At 46.3% G+C, this 18,838-nt stretch carries 8 protein-coding genes, 5 tRNA genes and 7 rRNA genes; 19 read left to right on the top strand and 1 reads right to left on the bottom strand.

Features of this window, described 5'->3' with window-relative positions; all coding sequences use genetic code 11:
* Window positions 1–16 precede the first annotated feature (16 nt).
* Window positions 17–1,117: an LPS export ABC transporter permease LptF gene (gene lptF / locus QWZ07_RS20220; RefSeq protein ID WP_029225986.1), complete on the top strand. Its 1,101-nt coding sequence runs from the start codon at window positions 17–19 to the stop codon at window positions 1,115–1,117.
* Window positions 1,118–1,120: 3 nt separating this feature from the next.
* Window positions 1,121–2,191 carry an LPS export ABC transporter permease LptG gene (gene lptG, locus QWZ07_RS20215; protein WP_192853933.1) on the top strand — a complete coding sequence of 357 codons (1,071 nt, stop codon included), beginning with the start codon at window positions 1,121–1,123 and terminating at the stop codon, window positions 2,189–2,191.
* 62 nt (window positions 2,192–2,253) lie between these two features.
* Here the strand turns inward: lptG and QWZ07_RS20210 are convergent, their stop codons facing one another.
* On the bottom strand, window positions 2,254–2,730 hold the full coding sequence (locus QWZ07_RS20210; protein ID WP_017107789.1) for an RDD family protein: 477 nt from the start codon (window positions 2,728–2,730) through the stop codon (window positions 2,254–2,256).
* Window positions 2,731–2,925: 195 nt separating this feature from the next.
* Between QWZ07_RS20210 and QWZ07_RS20205 the strand changes: the two genes are divergently transcribed.
* From QWZ07_RS20205 to QWZ07_RS20125, 17 genes are all read left to right on the top strand, one after another.
* Window positions 2,926–3,010 (top strand) — tRNA-Leu (locus QWZ07_RS20205).
* A 476-nt stretch (window positions 3,011–3,486) separates the two neighbouring features.
* On the top strand, window positions 3,487–3,894 hold the full coding sequence (locus QWZ07_RS20200; RefSeq protein ID WP_029223348.1) for a VOC family protein: 408 nt from the start codon (window positions 3,487–3,489) through the stop codon (window positions 3,892–3,894).
* 83 nt (window positions 3,895–3,977) lie between these two features.
* Window positions 3,978–5,231, top strand: a complete 1,254-nt coding sequence (locus tag QWZ07_RS20195) for a cyclic di-GMP phosphodiesterase (protein WP_192853934.1) — start codon at window positions 3,978–3,980, stop codon at window positions 5,229–5,231.
* Window positions 5,232–5,856: 625 nt separating this feature from the next.
* A 16S ribosomal RNA gene (locus QWZ07_RS20190) occupies window positions 5,857–7,411 on the top strand.
* Window positions 7,412–7,591: 180 nt separating this feature from the next.
* Entirely contained in the window at window positions 7,592–7,747 is a 156-nt protein-coding gene (locus QWZ07_RS20185) for a hypothetical protein (RefSeq protein WP_290255913.1), read from the top strand.
* Window positions 7,748–7,765: 18 nt separating this feature from the next.
* A 23S ribosomal RNA gene (locus QWZ07_RS20180) occupies window positions 7,766–10,659 on the top strand.
* A gap of 98 nt (window positions 10,660–10,757) precedes the next feature.
* Window positions 10,758–10,873, top strand: a 5S ribosomal RNA gene (gene rrf, locus QWZ07_RS20175).
* A 378-nt stretch (window positions 10,874–11,251) separates the two neighbouring features.
* Window positions 11,252–12,806 (top strand): 16S ribosomal RNA (locus QWZ07_RS20170).
* A 66-nt stretch (window positions 12,807–12,872) separates the two neighbouring features.
* Window positions 12,873–12,949, top strand: a tRNA-Ile gene (locus QWZ07_RS20165).
* A gap of 21 nt (window positions 12,950–12,970) precedes the next feature.
* Window positions 12,971–13,046 (top strand) — tRNA-Ala (locus QWZ07_RS20160).
* A 125-nt stretch (window positions 13,047–13,171) separates the two neighbouring features.
* On the top strand, window positions 13,172–13,327 hold the full coding sequence (locus tag QWZ07_RS20155; RefSeq protein WP_017109141.1) for a hypothetical protein: 156 nt from the start codon (window positions 13,172–13,174) through the stop codon (window positions 13,325–13,327).
* An 18-nt stretch (window positions 13,328–13,345) separates the two neighbouring features.
* Window positions 13,346–16,239 (top strand): 23S ribosomal RNA (locus QWZ07_RS20150).
* A 98-nt stretch (window positions 16,240–16,337) separates the two neighbouring features.
* Window positions 16,338–16,453 (top strand): 5S ribosomal RNA (rrf, locus tag QWZ07_RS20145).
* Window positions 16,454–16,491: 38 nt separating this feature from the next.
* A tRNA-Thr gene (locus QWZ07_RS20140) sits at window positions 16,492–16,568 on the top strand.
* A 42-nt stretch (window positions 16,569–16,610) separates the two neighbouring features.
* A 5S ribosomal RNA gene (gene rrf / locus QWZ07_RS20135) occupies window positions 16,611–16,726 on the top strand.
* Together the 16S, 23S and 5S rRNA genes with 4 tRNA genes alongside form the textbook arrangement of a ribosomal RNA operon.
* Before the next feature lie 30 nt (window positions 16,727–16,756).
* Window positions 16,757–16,833, top strand: a tRNA-Asp gene (locus tag QWZ07_RS20130).
* Window positions 16,834–18,157: 1,324 nt separating this feature from the next.
* Window positions 18,158–18,553 (top strand): DUF2391 family protein, encoded by a 396-nt coding sequence (locus QWZ07_RS20125; protein WP_192852331.1) that lies wholly within the window; start codon window positions 18,158–18,160, stop codon window positions 18,551–18,553.
* Window positions 18,554–18,838 lie beyond the last annotated feature (285 nt).

Here is an 18,838-nt window from a genome sequence, read left to right as displayed (position 1 = left end):
TATAGGTAATTTGAGCGTGATTATTGTTAGATATTTGATCCGCGAGACAATCAAGAGCCAATTTGCGATCTTTTTTGTTCTCTTTCTCGTGTTTCTCAGCCAAAAATTCATCAGTGTTTTAGCGGACGCCTCTGATGGTGATATTCCTGCGAGCCTCATATTGTCGATTGTTGGTCTAAATATGCCAGCAATGGGCTTGTTGATGCTTCCACTCAGTATCTATATTGGTATTTTGCTTACTTTTGGCCGTCTTTACGCTGAAAGTGAAATAGTCGTAATGAACGCTACGGGTATTGGTAACAAATTCCTTATCCAATCTGCGCTTTATTTGGCTTTGATTACCGCATCTGTTGCTGCCTTTAACTCATTTTGGTTATCTCCTTGGTCGCAAGACAAAGTTGAGCAAATGTATGAAGAAGTCGCTGCAGAAAATAGCGTTGATTTACTTCCGAAAGGTAAGTTTGAAGGTACGCCGGATGGTTCTTCTGTCGTTTTCATTGATGATATCGACGGTAACAAGTTAGAAAATGTGTTCGTTGCTCAAATGCGCCCACGTGATTCGGTATTGCCTAGTGTGATGTTCTCTAAGTCAGGTGATGTAAAAGAACTCAGCGATGGTCGCCAAGTGATTGTGATGTACGATGGTACCCGTCATGAAGGGATTCCAACACGTCTTGATTATATGGTGACGCACTTTGAAGAGTACGAAGGCTTAATTGGTCAGCGTGAGGTTGAGAAAAAAGGTCGAGATTGGGAAGCCATTCCTACGCTCGAACTGATTGGCAATCCAGAAAACAGTGCTAAAGCGGAATTACAGTGGCGAATTTCATTGGTGCTTTGTATTCCATTGTTGACCATGCTTGTCGTGCCACTGTCTGCGGTGAACCCTCGACAAGGTCGTTTCGCTAAAATTGGGCCAGCTATTCTAATTTACCTAACCTATTTCTTAGCAATTAGTGCAACCAAATCTTCGATTGAAGAGGGGAGTATCCCTGCGGTAGTTGGCATGTGGCCAATTAATGCGTTGTTGTTATTTGTCGCAATTGGTGCAAACTTTATGGATAGCGTGCCAGTAAGGCGTTTGAAAGAAAAATTCAAGAATAAAAGGTTAGCTTAAGCCGTGTTTAAGATTCTCGATTTATATATAGGCAGAACCATCATCGCAACTACGTCACTGGTATTGGTGACGTTTGTTGGTCTCTCTGGAATTATCAAGTACGTAGAGCAGCTGAGAAAGGTTGGTCGTGGTACCTATGACCTATTACAAGCGCTGTATTTCGTTCTATTGAGTATCCCTCGCGATATCGAGATGTTCTTTCCAATGGCCGCATTACTTGGTGCATTGATTGGATTGGGTATGCTTGCTGCGAGTTCTGAGCTGGTGGTGATGCAAGCTGCTGGTTTCTCTAAGTTAGATATTGGCCTATCGGTACTCAAAACCGCCATTCCATTAATGATCGTGGTGACTCTTCTTGGTCAATGGGGTGCGCCTCAAGCACAGAAGATGGCTCGTGATCTGAGAACTATATCGATTGCTGGTGGTAATATTATCTCTACCCAAAGTGGGGTATGGGCGCGTGATGCCAATGACTTTATATTCGTTGTCAAAATTGACGATGAAAAGCTATATGGTTTGAACATGTGGCGCTTTGATGAGAATAAGGCACTTAAAACGGCGATATACTCTAAAGAGGTCGATTACGTTGGAGACAACGTTTGGACAATGAACGATGTCGAGATCACGTCGTTCGAAAATGAGATTCAAATTACCAAAGAAAGCCTACCGACATACTCATGGAAGACGTCACTCGCTCCAGATAAGCTTGCGATTGTAACGGTTAAGCCTGAAGAGCTGTCTTTAAGTGGATTGTATGATTATGTTTCCTACCTAAAAGCGTCGGAGCAAGATGCATCACGCTATGAGCTCGCTTTATGGAGAAAGATAACTCAGCCTATCTCGATAGCGGTCATGATGTTGATGGCACTGTCGTTTATCTTTGGTCCATTACGAAGTGTGACTATGGGAGCAAGAATTCTTTCGGGGGTTATTGCAGGTTTTACCTTCTATATATCCAGTGAGTTTTTTGGTCCGGTCAGTTTGGTTTATCAAATACCACCGGCCTTTGGTGCGCTCGCCCCGAGCGTGGTGTTCCTCGGAATAGCCATAATGCTCTTAAGGCGGAAACTGTAAATAGAAAAAGGAAGGCATAACGCCTTCCTTTTTTGATCTTGATTGTAGTGAGATTAATAGCGTTATCGTGCTTGTGGTAGCACGACTACTTCAGTCTTAGCCCAGATGTCGTGAAAGCCTCGCTTCTGAGGATCGAATGGAACACATAAGTTTGCCAATCCAAACCCTGAGGTTCCTAAGCGAATCAGTGCTTGGGTTACCGTAATTGCTGAGCCATCTTTGTTTTGAACACGCAGTTTCCAAGCTCTCATTCCTAGCGTTTGGCCAGCTCTTGTCCAGAAGAATACAAAGAAGTACACCCAAACTACGACTAAGTAGAAAGTATATGCTGGGCTCCAGATAGGGTGGTTCGTTAAGAAGTCACTAACATCGGCATAACCGCTATGGTTAAAAACGCCAAGAGCCATGAGTGCGTGCAGTAGAGCGACAATGACGCCAGCCGCCAACATTTCAATAGCGATTACGATAAGGGCGTCATAGAACAAGGCACCAAATCGGCGCATTACTCCTGCTGGTGGCATTGTGTTTGTTGATGTCATGGTGTTATTACTTCTTCAAAAATTTAGGCGTCAGAATATAGTCTAAGGCTTGGCGTGAAAAGAGACATGACGCACAGCTTATGACTTAGTGGCGAAATTATCGGCAAACACACATGAATTCAAGTTTTTATACTTGCCACATCAGTTCGCATACGTATAATGCCAAACATCGAAAGGGCAATGCCCCAAGATAATGCCGGTATGGTGAAATTGGTATACACGACGGATTCAAAATCCGTTGCCTTCGGGCGTGGCGGTTCAAGTCCGCCTACCGGTACCATATTTAAATAACAAAGCCTCGACTCATGTCGGGGCTTTGTTGTATCTGGAGAGCAGAAAACGTTGCCTTCGCGGTGGCGGCAGGAATGCCTGTCCAATCAGTCGGTCTAAACCAGTACCAAACATAGAAAGGTCGCTTTTATAGCGACCTTTCGTCGTTTTAGGTGTTTGTTAATTTGAAATCCGGCGTGCCGGCTTGGATGCAGCCCAGTCAAGTCGCCTACCGATACCATATTTAAATGACAAAGCTTCGACTCAAGTCGGGGCTTTGTTGTATCCGGAGACCAGAATACGTTGCCTTCGTGGTGGCGGCAGGAATGCTTTTTCAATCAGTCAGATCTTGTGGTTTCATTCCTAAATCTCACGGTTTCCCTTCGTAATTCGATTCCTTAGTGAATTAATCATCTTAAATCATGATGTTACCTACCAATCTCTCTTCTATTGTCTATGTTTAAAGGAATAATAGAGGAGAGATATATGCTGACAGTAACCCCTTACTTGTTTTTTGATGGTCGTTGTAATGAAGCGTTGGATTTTTACCATAAGTGTTTTGGCGGTGTAGTTTTATCTAAACAACTTTTTAGTGATGCGCCACAAGTAATAGAGGGAGCTCAACCTGATTGGATTATGCATGCTGAGTTTGAAGCGTTCGGCATGAAGCTGATGATGTCCGATGGTGTTAAAGCCAAGGAGCTCGAAGGGAACAACCTTGCACTCTCGCTTGTTACCGAGGATACCGCCACTCAAGAACACATCTTTGAAAAGCTAAAGCAAGGCGGGCGTATAATGACACCGCTAGCGGATACTTTTTGGGGTGCCCGGTTTGGCAAAGTAGAAGACAAGTTCGGTATACGTTGGATGGTGCACTGTGATTCTTTAAGTTGAACCTGTGAAATTGGATAGTGAAATTGCTGCTTGGTTTTATTAGAATTATAAATAGAGATTAATAATCAATATTATATATAAAAATGGGCAGCATAAAGATTACCGTAGATCGCATTCAGCCCGGTCTACATGTACGACTCCCAGTAAAATGGAATGAACACCCATTTCTACTCAACAGCTTTAAAATCAAAGACGACGCCCAAGTAAAAGTCATTCGACACCTTGGGATTAAGCACGTCTATATAAACCCGAACCAAAGTGATACATCACCTTTACCCCCTAACCATGTGAGTGAACAAGACCTTGATGGTGATTTACAGGTAAGCCTTGAAGCAGAAAGAATGTGGAAAGATAAGCATGAGCGTATCGAAACTCTAAGCTCTTACCGTCGTAGGGTGAGCCATTGCGAGAAAGAGTTCGAACGTTCGCTTGCTCGAATGCGTTCAGTGATGACTAAAATCCGTAATCGCCCATTAGATGCGGTAGGGGAGGTTAAGGCTCTTGTTGATGATATTGTCGAAACCCTAGTGAGCGATGATAACGTCACCTTGCATCTCATGAATGCAAAAGCTGACTTTGAAGATATCTACTTTCATACATTAAATGTCTCTGTTATTGCGCTAATGATAGGTAAAGCTAAAGGCTACAATACGCAACAGTTGAAAGATCTTTCATTTGCCTCATTGTTCCACGATGTAGGCAAAATCAAAATACCAGTCGCGATATTAAGAAAGCAGAGCGCACTAACGGTACCAGAAGAGAACTACCTAAAGCTTCACACCAAATATGGTGCAGATATTGTCTCAACAATTGATGACTTTCCTGAAAGTGCTAAAAAGGTGATTGCTCAACATCATGAGATGAATGATGGTTCTGGTTATCCTGAAGGTTTAAAAGAAGATGAGATCGATGAGTTTGCCAAGATAGTTGCAGTGGCTAACGCTTTCGATAATCTTTGCCATGGTAAAACGCAATATCAACAAATGATCCCATACTTGGCATTGTCTCACTTATATAAGAACGGCAAATATCTATATAGCCAAGATAATTTGGGGCTGTTGGTTAAGTTTATGGGAGTCTACCCACCAGGAACCGTAGTACAGCTTTCAAATGATTCGATTGGGATTGTGATATCTGTTAACGCCAAGCATATGCTTTATCCAAATGTACTGATCTACGATCCTAGCGTGCCAAGAACCCAAGCCCCGATCATTGACCTCTTTATTAAAGAGATCAAAATCGTTAATGCTGTTCATCCAAGCAAGCTACCGGAACAAGTTAGAGAATATCTAAACCCTAGGGCTCGTTTATCTTACTTTTTTGATAATGGTGAGTAGTTATCCACAGGTCGCTGTGGGTAATTTGTTCGAAACTTGGGGTGAAACTGGTATAAATAAGCCTTTGGTTTAAATGTCCTCACTTAACCTCTTTTTTCAATAAAAAACGCATTTATTGCTTGCCAATATGAGTGGCATCTCTATAATGCCGCCTCACTGACACGGCAGACGCCACAAGGCTTCAGCGCAGAATGTTGGTAAGGCAACTAGCTTAAAGCGTTTAATCGCTCCTACTTTTTAAAAGTAGAAATTAATTCCCAATAAGTGTTTGACACTGAGAATTAAAACGCTAGAATGGCCGTCCACTTCGAGAGGCTCCTTGCTAAAAGGAACGCTCAACAAGTGAAGCTCTTTAACAATTTAAACCTATCAATCTGTGTGGGCACTCGTTGATGAATATCAAAACGTTTTATCGTTAGATAAAACAGATTCTTCGGAATCAAAATTGATTTCAATGAACTGAGTGACCAATACGAATAACTTCGGTTATTTGGCACAGTCAATTCATTATCATTCTGTTGGAATGGTAATAGCTTTAGAATTACATGTTCATTTTCGAATGAATATTAGTTTTGAAGTCAGTATTCGTTGAGTCACACCTATTAATTTAGGTAATCAAAACTTTAAATTGAAGAGTTTGATCATGGCTCAGATTGAACGCTGGCGGCAGGCCTAACACATGCAAGTCGAGCGGAAACGACACTAACAATCCTTCGGGTGCGTTAATGGGCGTCGAGCGGCGGACGGGTGAGTAATGCCTAGGAAATTGCCTTGATGTGGGGGATAACCATTGGAAACGATGGCTAATACCGCATAATGCCTACGGGCCAAAGAGGGGGACCTTCGGGCCTCTCGCGTCAAGATATGCCTAGGTGGGATTAGCTAGTTGGTGAGGTAATGGCTCACCAAGGCGACGATCCCTAGCTGGTCTGAGAGGATGATCAGCCACACTGGAACTGAGACACGGTCCAGACTCCTACGGGAGGCAGCAGTGGGGAATATTGCACAATGGGCGAAAGCCTGATGCAGCCATGCCGCGTGTATGAAGAAGGCCTTCGGGTTGTAAAGTACTTTCAGTTGTGAGGAAGGGTGTGTAGTTAATAGCTGCACATCTTGACGTTAGCAACAGAAGAAGCACCGGCTAACTCCGTGCCAGCAGCCGCGGTAATACGGAGGGTGCGAGCGTTAATCGGAATTACTGGGCGTAAAGCGCATGCAGGTGGTTCATTAAGTCAGATGTGAAAGCCCGGGGCTCAACCTCGGAACTGCATTTGAAACTGGTGAACTAGAGTGCTGTAGAGGGGGGTAGAATTTCAGGTGTAGCGGTGAAATGCGTAGAGATCTGAAGGAATACCAGTGGCGAAGGCGGCCCCCTGGACAGACACTGACACTCAGATGCGAAAGCGTGGGGAGCAAACAGGATTAGATACCCTGGTAGTCCACGCCGTAAACGATGTCTACTTGGAGGTTGTGGCCTTGAGCCGTGGCTTTCGGAGCTAACGCGTTAAGTAGACCGCCTGGGGAGTACGGTCGCAAGATTAAAACTCAAATGAATTGACGGGGGCCCGCACAAGCGGTGGAGCATGTGGTTTAATTCGATGCAACGCGAAGAACCTTACCTACTCTTGACATCCAGAGAAGCCAGCGGAGACGCAGGTGTGCCTTCGGGAACTCTGAGACAGGTGCTGCATGGCTGTCGTCAGCTCGTGTTGTGAAATGTTGGGTTAAGTCCCGCAACGAGCGCAACCCTTATCCTTGTTTGCCAGCGAGTAATGTCGGGAACTCCAGGGAGACTGCCGGTGATAAACCGGAGGAAGGTGGGGACGACGTCAAGTCATCATGGCCCTTACGAGTAGGGCTACACACGTGCTACAATGGCGCATACAGAGGGCAGCAAGCTAGCGATAGTGAGCGAATCCCAAAAAGTGCGTCGTAGTCCGGATTGGAGTCTGCAACTCGACTCCATGAAGTCGGAATCGCTAGTAATCGTGAATCAGAATGTCACGGTGAATACGTTCCCGGGCCTTGTACACACCGCCCGTCACACCATGGGAGTGGGCTGCAAAAGAAGTGGGTAGTTTAACCTTTCGGGGAGGACGCTCACCACTTTGTGGTTCATGACTGGGGTGAAGTCGTAACAAGGTAGCCCTAGGGGAACCTGGGGCTGGATCACCTCCTTATACGAAGATACTTACGATGAGTGTCCACACAGATTGATGGTTTAGATTTAGTTAAAGCCAGAGCTTTAATTAATAACGTAAGTTATTGATTAAAGCTTTTTGCTTTATGCTCTTTAACAATTTGGAAAGCTGACTGATTGATTTACTTACGAGTAATTCAATCAAATTTAAAAGTTCTCAATGTTTATCTTTATTGATAAACACAACAAACACATTCAAGTGTCTTGTATTCGAATCAATGTTTACATTGATTCACAATGGAGTCCGGCAAACAGTTATCAGGAATTAACCCTTCTTGATGACAACCAAAAACCTTGGTTAGTTGCCATACACTAAGACCCTTTCGGGTTGTATGGTTAAGTGACTAAGCGTACACGGTGGATGCCTTGGCAGTCAGAGGCGATGAAAGACGTAATAACTTGCGATAAGCCCAGATTAGGTAGTAATAACCTTTTGAGTCTGGGATTTCTGAATGGGGAAACCCACGTGCATAAGCACGTATCCTGTTGTGAATACATAGCAACAGGAGGCAAACCGGGGGAACTGAAACATCTAAGTACCCCGAGGAAGAGAAATCAACCGAGATTCCGAAAGTAGCGGCGAGCGAAATTGGATTAGCCCTTAAGCTTTTAATGATGCAGGTGAAGAGTCTGGAAAGTCTCGCAATAAAGGGTGATAGCCCCGTAACCGACACATCATAATCAGTGAAATCGAGTAGGGCGGGACACGTGATATCCTGTCTGAATATGGGGGGACCATCCTCCAAGGCTAAATACTACTGACTGACCGATAGTGAACCAGTACCGTGAGGGAAAGGCGAAAAGAACCCCTGTGAGGGGAGTGAAATAGAACCTGAAACCGTGTACGTACAAGCAGTAGGAGCACCTTCGTGGTGTGACTGCGTACCTTTTGTATAATGGGTCAGCGACTTAATTTTAGTAGCAAGGTTAACCGTTTAGGGGAGCCGTAGGGAAACCGAGTCTTAACTGGGCGTACAGTTGCTAGGATTAGACCCGAAACCAGGTGATCTAGCCATGGGCAGGTTGAAGGTTGAGTAACATCAACTGGAGGACCGAACCGACTAATGTTGAAAAATTAGCGGATGACTTGTGGCTAGGGGTGAAAGGCCAATCAAACCTGGAGATAGCTGGTTCTCCCCGAAAGCTATTTAGGTAGCGCCTCGGACGAATACTACTGGGGGTAGAGCACTGTTAAGGCTAGGGGGTCATCCCGACTTACCAACCCTTTGCAAACTCCGAATACCAGTAAGTACTATCCGGGAGACACACGGCGGGTGCTAACGTCCGTCGTGGAGAGGGAAACAACCCAGACCGCCAGCTAAGGTCCCAAAGTATAGCTAAGTGGGAAACGATGTGGGAAGGCTCAGACAGCCAGGATGTTGGCTTAGAAGCAGCCATCATTTAAAGAAAGCGTAATAGCTCACTGGTCGAGTCGGCCTGCGCGGAAGATGTAACGGGGCTAAGCTATACACCGAAGCTGCGGCTACGTACCTTAGGGTATGTGGGGTAGGGGAGCGTTCTGTAAGCCGTTGAAGGTGGTCTGTAAGGGCTGCTGGAGGTATCAGAAGTGCGAATGCTGACATGAGTAACGATAAAGGGAGTGAAAAACTCCCTCGCCGGAAGACCAAGGGTTCCTGTCCAACGTTAATCGGGGCAGGGTAAGTCGACTCCTAAGGCGAGGCCGAAAGGCGTAGTCGATGGGAAACGGGTTAATATTCCCGTACTTCTTACAATTGCGATGGGGGGACGGAGAAGGCTAGGTGGGCCTGGCGACGGTTGTCCAGGTTCAAGTATGTAGGCGGAAAGTTTAGGTAAATCCGGACTTTCATTAACGCTGAGATACGATGTCGAGCTACTACGGTAGTGAAGTCATTGATGCCATGCTTCCAGGAAAAGCCTCTAAGCTTCAGATTGTAAGGAATCGTACCCCAAACCGACACAGGTGGTCGGGTAGAGAATACCAAGGCGCTTGAGAGAACTCGGGTGAAGGAACTAGGCAAAATGGTACCGTAACTTCGGGAGAAGGTACGCTCTTATCAGTGAAGTCCCTTGCGGATGGAGCAGACGAGAGTCGCAGATACCAGGTGGCTGCAACTGTTTATTAAAAACACAGCACTGTGCAAAATCGTAAGATGACGTATACGGTGTGACGCCTGCCCGGTGCCGGAAGGTTAATTGATGGGGTTAGACTTCGGTCGAAGCTCTTGATCGAAGCCCCGGTAAACGGCGGCCGTAACTATAACGGTCCTAAGGTAGCGAAATTCCTTGTCGGGTAAGTTCCGACCTGCACGAATGGCGTAATGATGGCCACGCTGTCTCCACCCGAGACTCAGTGAAATTGAAATCGCTGTGAAGATGCAGTGTACCCGCGGCTAGACGGAAAGACCCCGTGAACCTTTACTACAGCTTGGCACTGAACATTGAACCTACATGTGTAGGATAGGTGGGAGACTTTGAAACCGCGTCGCTAGATGTGGTGGAGTCGTCCTTGAAATACCACCCTTGTAGTTTTGATGTTCTAACGTTGGTCCCTGAATCGGGATTACGGACAGTGCCTGGTGGGTAGTTTGACTGGGGCGGTCTCCTCCCAAAGAGTAACGGAGGAGCACGAAGGTGGGCTAAACACGGTTGGACATCGTGTGGTTAGTGCAATGGCATAAGCCCGCTTGACTGCGAGAATGACAATTCGAGCAGGTGCGAAAGCAGGTCATAGTGATCCGGTGGTTCTGAATGGAAGGGCCATCGCTCAACGGATAAAAGGTACTCCGGGGATAACAGGCTGATACCGCCCAAGAGTTCATATCGACGGCGGTGTTTGGCACCTCGATGTCGGCTCATCACATCCTGGGGCTGAAGTCGGTCCCAAGGGTATGGCTGTTCGCCATTTAAAGTGGTACGCGAGCTGGGTTTAGAACGTCGTGAGACAGTTCGGTCCCTATCTGCCGTGGGCGTTGGAAAATTGAAAGGGGCTGCTCCTAGTACGAGAGGACCGGAGTGGACGAACCTCTGGTGTTCGGGTTGTCATGCCAATGGCATTGCCCGGTAGCTAAGTTCGGAATCGATAACCGCTGAAAGCATCTAAGCGGGAAGCGAGCCTTGAGATGAGTTTTCCCTGGCGCTATAAGTGTCCTAAAGGGTTGTCGTAGACTACGACGTTGATAGGCAGGGTGTGTAAGTGCTGCGAGGCATTGAGCTAACCTGTACTAATTGCCCGTGAGGCTTAACCATACAACACCCAAGGGGTTTTGTGGACTCAAAGAAAGACCAGACCTTGAATGAGTTTGAAGAGATACTTTTAAATCCAGTTTTCCGAATTTTAAAATTTGCTTGGCGACCATAGCATTGTGGACCCACCTGATTCCATGCCGAACTCAGAAGTGAAACACAATAGCGCCGATGGTAGTGTGGGGTTTCCCCATGTGAGAGTAGGACATCGCCAGGCTTTAATTTCGACTTTGTCTATTTAATAGACAAGTCACCATAGAGTTCTAAGTTTTCTTAGTATTTTATGTTGACTTTCAAAGTGGAAAGCGTATTATACGCGTCCTGCTTACGTGCTAAGGCACTGAAAGCAAAGCTCTTTAACAATTTAAACCTATCAATCTGTGTGGGCACTCGTTGATGAATATCAAAACGTTATTACTTAGGTAATGACAGTTACTTCGGTAACAAACTTGATTTCAATGAACTGAGTGACCAATACGTTTAACTACTTGTAGTTATTCGGCACAGTCAATTCATTACCATTCTGTTGGAATGGTAATAGCTTTAAAATTACATAGTAGTTTTGAAGTCAGTATTCGTTGAGTCACAAAATCTTAAATTGAAGAGTTTGATCATGGCTCAGATTGAACGCTGGCGGCAGGCCTAACACATGCAAGTCGAGCGGAAACGACACTAACAATCCTTCGGGTGCGTTAATGGGCGTCGAGCGGCGGACGGGTGAGTAATGCCTAGGAAATTGCCTTGATGTGGGGGATAACCATTGGAAACGATGGCTAATACCGCATAATGCCTACGGGCCAAAGAGGGGGATCTTCGGACCTCTCGCGTCAAGATATGCCTAGGTGGGATTAGCTAGTTGGTGAGGTAATGGCTCACCAAGGCGACGATCCCTAGCTGGTCTGAGAGGATGATCAGCCACACTGGAACTGAGACACGGTCCAGACTCCTACGGGAGGCAGCAGTGGGGAATATTGCACAATGGGCGAAAGCCTGATGCAGCCATGCCGCGTGTATGAAGAAGGCCTTCGGGTTGTAAAGTACTTTCAGTTGTGAGGAAGGGTGTGTAGTTAATAGCTGCGCATCTTGACGTTAGCAACAGAAGAAGCACCGGCTAACTCCGTGCCAGCAGCCGCGGTAATACGGAGGGTGCGAGCGTTAATCGGAATTACTGGGCGTAAAGCGCATGCAGGTGGTTCATTAAGTCAGATGTGAAAGCCCGGGGCTCAACCTCGGAACTGCATTTGAAACTGGTGAACTAGAGTGCTGTAGAGGGGGGTAGAATTTCAGGTGTAGCGGTGAAATGCGTAGAGATCTGAAGGAATACCAGTGGCGAAGGCGGCCCCCTGGACAGACACTGACACTCAGATGCGAAAGCGTGGGGAGCAAACAGGATTAGATACCCTGGTAGTCCACGCCGTAAACGATGTCTACTTGGAGGTTGTGGCCTTGAGCCGTGGCTTTCGGAGCTAACGCGTTAAGTAGACCGCCTGGGGAGTACGGTCGCAAGATTAAAACTCAAATGAATTGACGGGGGCCCGCACAAGCGGTGGAGCATGTGGTTTAATTCGATGCAACGCGAAGAACCTTACCTACTCTTGACATCCAGAGAAGCCAGCGGAGACGCAGGTGTGCCTTCGGGAGCTCTGAGACAGGTGCTGCATGGCTGTCGTCAGCTCGTGTTGTGAAATGTTGGGTTAAGTCCCGCAACGAGCGCAACCCTTATCCTTGTTTGCCAGCGAGTAATGTCGGGAACTCCAGGGAGACTGCCGGTGATAAACCGGAGGAAGGTGGGGACGACGTCAAGTCATCATGGCCCTTACGAGTAGGGCTACACACGTGCTACAATGGCGCATACAGAGGGCAGCAAGCTAGCGATAGTGAGCGAATCCCAAAAAGTGCGTCGTAGTCCGGATTGGAGTCTGCAACTCGACTCCATGAAGTCGGAATCGCTAGTAATCGTGAATCAGAATGTCACGGTGAATACGTTCCCGGGCCTTGTACACACCGCCCGTCACACCATGGGAGTGGGCTGCAAAAGAAGTGGGTAGTTTAACCTTTCGGGGAGGACGCTCACCACTTTGTGGTTCATGACTGGGGTGAAGTCGTAACAAGGTAGCCCTAGGGGAACCTGGGGCTGGATCACCTCCTTATACGAAGATACCACGATGAGTGTCCACACAGATTGATTAGGTTTAGAAAGTAAAAGAGACGATATTGGGTCTGTAGCTCAGCTGGTTAGAGCGCTCGCCTGATAAGCGGGAGGTCGGTGGTTCGAGTCCACTCAGACCCACCAATATCGACTAGATACCTAGATGGGGCTATAGCTCAGCTGGGAGAGCGCCTGCCTTGCACGCAGGAGGTCTGCGGTTCGATCCCGCATAGCTCCACCATCTTTAAGGGTTTTTCCTTAAGAATCTTTAAAAATGGTTTCGAAAGAAATCAAGCTCTTTAACAATTTGGAAAGCTGACTGATTTGATTACTTACGAGTAATTCAATCAAATTTAAAAGTTCTCAATGTTTATCTTTATTGATAAACACAACAAACACATTCAAGTGTCTTGTATTCGAATCAATGTTTACATTGATTCACAATTGAGTCCGGCAAACAGTTATCAGGAATTAACCCTTCTTGATGACAACCAAAAACCTTGGTTAGTTGCCATACACTAAGACCCTTTCGGGTTGTATGGTTAAGTGACTAAGCGTACACGGTGGATGCCTTGGCAGTCAGAGGCGATGAAAGACGTAATAACTTGCGATAAGCCCAGATTAGGTAGTAATAACCTTTTGAGTCTGGGATTTCTGAATGGGGAAACCCACGTGCATAAGCACGTATCCTGTTGTGAATACATAGCAACAGGAGGCAAACCGGGGGAACTGAAACATCTAAGTACCCCGAGGAAGAGAAATCAACCGAGATTCCGAAAGTAGCGGCGAGCGAAATTGGATTAGCCCTTAAGCTTTTAATGATGCAGGTGAAGAGTCTGGAAAGTCTCGCAATAAAGGGTGATAGCCCCGTAACCGACACATCATAATCAGTGAAATCGAGTAGGGCGGGACACGTGATATCCTGTCTGAATATGGGGGGGACCATCCTCCAAGGCTAAATACTACTGACTGACCGATAGTGAACCAGTACCGTGAGGGAAAGGCGAAAAGAACCCCTGTGAGGGGAGTGAAATAGAACCTGAAACCGTGTACGTACAAGCAGTAGGAGCACCTTCGTGGTGTGACTGCGTACCTTTTGTATAATGGGTCAGCGACTTAATTTTAGTAGCAAGGTTAACCGTTTAGGGGAGCCGTAGGGAAACCGAGTCTTAACTGGGCGTACAGTTGCTAGGATTAGACCCGAAACCAGGTGATCTAGCCATGGGCAGGTTGAAGGTTGAGTAACATCAACTGGAGGACCGAACCGACTAATGTTGAAAAATTAGCGGATGACTTGTGGCTAGGGGTGAAAGGCCAATCAAACCTGGAGATAGCTGGTTCTCCCCGAAAGCTATTTAGGTAGCGCCTCGGACGAATACTACTGGGGGTAGAGCACTGTTAAGGCTAGGGGGTCATCCCGACTTACCAACCCTTTGCAAACTCCGAATACCAGTAAGTACTATCCGGGAGACACACGGCGGGTGCTAACGTCCGTCGTGGAGAGGGAAACAACCCAGACCGCCAGCTAAGGTCCCAAAGTATAGCTAAGTGGGAAACGATGTGGGAAGGCTCAGACAGCCAGGATGTTGGCTTAGAAGCAGCCATCATTTAAAGAAAGCGTAATAGCTCACTGGTCGAGTCGGCCTGCGCGGAAGATGTAACGGGGCTAAGCTATACACCGAAGCTGCGGCTACGTACCTTAGGGTATGTGGGGTAGGGGAGCGTTCTGTAAGCCGTTGAAGGTGGTCTGTAAGGGCTGCTGGAGGTATCAGAAGTGCGAATGCTGACATGAGTAACGATAAAGGGAGTGAAAAACTCCCTCGCCGGAAGACCAAGGGTTCCTGTCCAACGTTAATCGGGGCAGGGTAAGTCGACTCCTAAGGCGAGGCCGAAAGGCGTAGTCGATGGGAAACGGGTTAATATTCCCGTACTTCTTACAATTGCGATGGGGGGACGGAGAAGGCTAGGTGGGCCTGGCGACGGTTGTCCAGGTTCAAGTACGTAGGCGGAAAGTTTAGGTAAATCCGGACTTTCTTAACGCTGAGATACGATGTCGAGCTACTACGGTAGTGAAGTCATTGATGCCATGCTTCCAGGAAAAGCCTCTAAGCTTCAGATTGTAAGGAATCGTACCCCAAACCGACACAGGTGGTCGGGTAGAGAATACCAAGGCGCTTGAGAGAACTCGGGTGAAGGAACTAGGCAAAATGGTACCGTAACTTCGGGAGAAGGTACGCTCTTATCAGTGAAGTCCCTTGCGGATGGAGCAGACGAGAGTCGCAGATACCAGGTGGCTGCAACTGTTTATTAAAAACACAGCACTGTGCAAAATCGTAAGATGACGTATACGGTGTGACGCCTGCCCGGTGCCGGAAGGTTAATTGATGGGGTTAGACTTCGGTCGAAGCTCTTGATCGAAGCCCCGGTAAACGGCGGCCGTAACTATAACGGTCCTAAGGTAGCGAAATTCCTTGTCGGGTAAGTTCCGACCTGCACGAATGGCGTAATGATGGCCACGCTGTCTCCACCCGAGACTCAGTGAAATTGAAATCGCTGTGAAGATGCAGTGTACCCGCGGCTAGACGGAAAGACCCCGTGAACCTTTACTACAGCTTGGCACTGAACATTGAACCTACATGTGTAGGATAGGTGGGAGACTATGAAACCGCGTCGCTAGATGTGGTGGAGTCGTCCTTGAAATACCACCCTTGTAGTTTTGATGTTCTAACGTTGGTCCCTGAATCGGGATTACGGACAGTGCCTGGTGGGTAGTTTGACTGGGGCGGTCTCCTCCCAAAGAGTAACGGAGGAGCACGAAGGTGGGCTAAACACGGTTGGACATCGTGTGGTTAGTGCAATGGCATAAGCCCGCTTGACTGCGAGAATGACAATTCGAGCAGGTGCGAAAGCAGGTCATAGTGATCCGGTGGTTCTGAATGGAAGGGCCATCGCTCAACGGATAAAAGGTACTCCGGGGATAACAGGCTGATACCGCCCAAGAGTTCATATCGACGGCGGTGTTTGGCACCTCGATGTCGGCTCATCACATCCTGGGGCTGAAGTCGGTCCCAAGGGTATGGCTGTTCGCCATTTAAAGTGGTACGCGAGCTGGGTTTAGAACGTCGTGAGACAGTTCGGTCCCTATCTGCCGTGGGCGTTGGAAAATTGAAAGGGGCTGCTCCTAGTACGAGAGGACCGGAGTGGACGAACCTCTGGTGTTCGGGTTGTCATGCCAATGGCATTGCCCGGTAGCTAAGTTCGGAATCGATAACCGCTGAAAGCATCTAAGCGGGAAGCGAGCCTTGAGATGAGTTTTCCCTGGCACTATAAGTGTCCTAAAGGGTTGTCGTAGACTACGACGTTGATAGGCAGGGTGTGTAAGTGCTGCGAGGCATTGAGCTAACCTGTACTAATTGCCCGTGAGGCTTAACCATACAACACCCAAGGGGTTTTGTGGACTCAAAGAAAGACCAGACCTTGAATGAGTTTGAAGAGATACTTTTAAATCCAGTTTTCCGAATTTTAAAATTTGCTTGGCGACCATAGCATTGTGGACCCACCTGATTCCATGCCGAACTCAGAAGTGAAACACAATAGCGCCGATGGTAGTGTGGGGTTTCCCCATGTGAGAGTAGGACATCGCCAGGCTTTAAATTTAGAGAATCGTTTTTAACGATTTTCAATTTGCTGATATAGCTCAGCCCGGTAGAGCGCACCCTTGGTAAGGGTGAGGTCCCCAGTTCGAGTCTGGGTATCAGCACCACTATTTAGTTAATTTGATTCATCAAGTTAACACCAGAATTTGTTTGACGACCATAGCATTGTGGACCCACCTGATTCCATGCCGAACTCAGAAGTGAAACACAATAGCGCCGATGGTAGTGTGGGGTTTCCCCATGTGAGAGTAGGACATCGTCAGGCTTAAATTGCATTATGCTGAATAGACACTGCGGAGTGGTAGTTCAGTTGGTTAGAATACCGGCCTGTCACGCCGGGGGTCGCGGGTTCGAGTCCCGTCCACTCCGCCACTTATTTAGAAGCCTCGCTAGAAATAGCGGGGCTTTTTTACATCTAAATAATTGTATTTCTACCCTTCGCTCGAACGAGCCCTGCGAGGGGGTGCCTATAGCTGACCATTCGCCACTTATTAGAAAGCCTAGTCTCACGACTAGGCTTTCGTCGTTTCCAGTTTCATATTTGGGGTTAGACAGACTAGTTCCGAAAAAGGTTTCCCAGTAATTCAATCACTGATTAGAACGCCTCGTGAGGCTTTCTACATTTTTAGAATGGGCTCAGCTCATTGCTCAGTCGTGTGAATTTCAGCCCTACTTCGAAAATCTGGCCTTAAAGACTAGGCTTACCCTTTACTTGGATAAGGTTTCTCAGTGCGACCTGCAATCCCAATAGCTTGCAATGCCTCATATCTAGATACTTATTGGGGAAGCTCTGTTATCAATAGCTGGGCTTTCTTACGATTCTAATCGAGAATGACTTAGATATATTTCAACAGCCTACATCATTAGCTACTTAACTTATTAAGGTATCGTAATCGAAAGTGTGGAGTTATAGGGATTTGTCCCTGGTAAACCAAGTCGTGCTGGCTCATCTACAGTTTCTCCAACTGTCTAGCGCTATATGAGATCTGTTGATAGAGGGAATGCCCAGTTTCGTTTGGGGTGTGCCATCATGACTTCAGTTAGGTTATGAGTATTACTCTTTAATATTGGCAATGTGCTTGTCTACGAACTCGATTATTCTTTCGGTCGGAATTCTTTGATGAAGATAAGGCTCTAGCTGTGCGTTAGAAGCCTTTTTAGAGCGTGGTAGAGCTTGTCGGTATTAATTAACTACTCCTAGCATACATTAACCCTAAAGCCATTTTGAAGCGTATTTTAGCACCTTGTTTCATTTGCTTAGTAAAGGCTAACAATTCTAGATATAGTATTTAAGTGACTAGCTATGTGTTGGTCTGCAGCTAATGATTAGAATAGCTAAGGTTTGAAATGACAGTATTCGATCAATCATCTAGATAGAACATCTCCCGTATCCTGGTTTAGAGGAAGAATTGACTCGATCTTCGTGATGTTTCTGGTTTTTTACTGAGGTGTGTTTGTTTACTCGATATTAGTTATTGATTTGTCATCATGGGTTACAGCGATACACGCCTTTGCCTGTGAGTCATTTGATTTATTGCTTACTAGTTTAAGTTGTGTGTTGGTAAAGGAGGCTAGTATAAGGTTACTCAAAGTGATCTTTGTTAGTTGATAGCCCAAATTACCCAAGTTCATGAACTGATAGTTTTGGGATTGGTTCGACAAATCGATTGCGCCCTAAAGCCTTAAAGGTAGATCTATGAAATTAAGCTTTAACTTTGAAGATGCCAGCCAGATATTTGTAGGATCTTTTGCTTTGGCCGTGCCAATTTCTTTTTCTGAAGAAGCCTGGAAGTTAGGGGAGACTTTACCTACCGCTAACTTGCTGTTGTTGTTTCTATTGTCTGCTTTATTCCTTGGCTTTTACACGTATGAGAGTGTATTTCAAAAAGATATTGTCGCTCGATTGCCGGTGTTTATTTTCAGAATTGTTATTGCTTATGTGATGACTGCATTGGTTGTTGCTTTGGTGCTGACTTGTTTGGACAAACTGCCTTTATTAAGCGATCCAATTGTATCTATCAAAAGGGTTATCGTTATTTCCATGCCAGCGTCTATGGGAGCTATCGTGGTGGATAGTTTCGATAAAGAGTGAGTTGTATGTTACTTCATTTTAAGCAGCCAACAGAGCCTTTCTAGAGCTTAGTTGATTCTTTATTAAGTTGTCTTGTTTCCATACTTAGTCATTGATTTTTTTCAGCCGAGCTCTTCATCAATGACATAAATGGTAAGTATGTTATGAGTGACTCTTATTTAAATGTGTCGCTGTTGCTAGGTTAGGGATTCAAAGCGAATTAAAGAGTGAAGCTTGGTAGTTTTGGAAGAACATGAAACGGTTAGTTACTGAATCGAAAGGGTATTAGAGAGGTGAAGGTACTTG

It is taken from the genome of Vibrio lentus (assembly GCF_030409755.1).
GTDB classification, from domain to species: Bacteria; Pseudomonadota; Gammaproteobacteria; order Enterobacterales; family Vibrionaceae; genus Vibrio; species Vibrio lentus.
Note: the sequence above shows the minus strand (reverse complement) of the source record. Positions and strands in the feature narration are given on the sequence as shown.

Excerpts from the sequence above, each read along its gene's own strand:
- QWZ07_RS20185 (WP_290255913.1), top strand. The coding sequence starts at position 7,592 with ATGTTTATCTTTATTGATAAACACAACAAACACATTCAAGTGTCTTGT.
- QWZ07_RS20125 (WP_192852331.1), top strand. The coding sequence starts at position 18,158 with ATGAAATTAAGCTTTAACTTTGAAGATGCCAGCCAGATATTTGTAGGA.
- QWZ07_RS20195 (WP_192853934.1), top strand. The coding sequence starts at position 3,978 with ATGGGCAGCATAAAGATTACCGTAGATCGCATTCAGCCCGGTCTACAT.
- QWZ07_RS20155 (WP_017109141.1), top strand. The coding sequence starts at position 13,172 with ATGTTTATCTTTATTGATAAACACAACAAACACATTCAAGTGTCTTGT.
- QWZ07_RS20200 (WP_029223348.1), top strand. The coding sequence starts at position 3,487 with ATGCTGACAGTAACCCCTTACTTGTTTTTTGATGGTCGTTGTAATGAA.
- QWZ07_RS20210 (WP_017107789.1), bottom strand. The coding sequence starts at position 2,730 with ATGACATCAACAAACACAATGCCACCAGCAGGAGTAATGCGCCGATTT.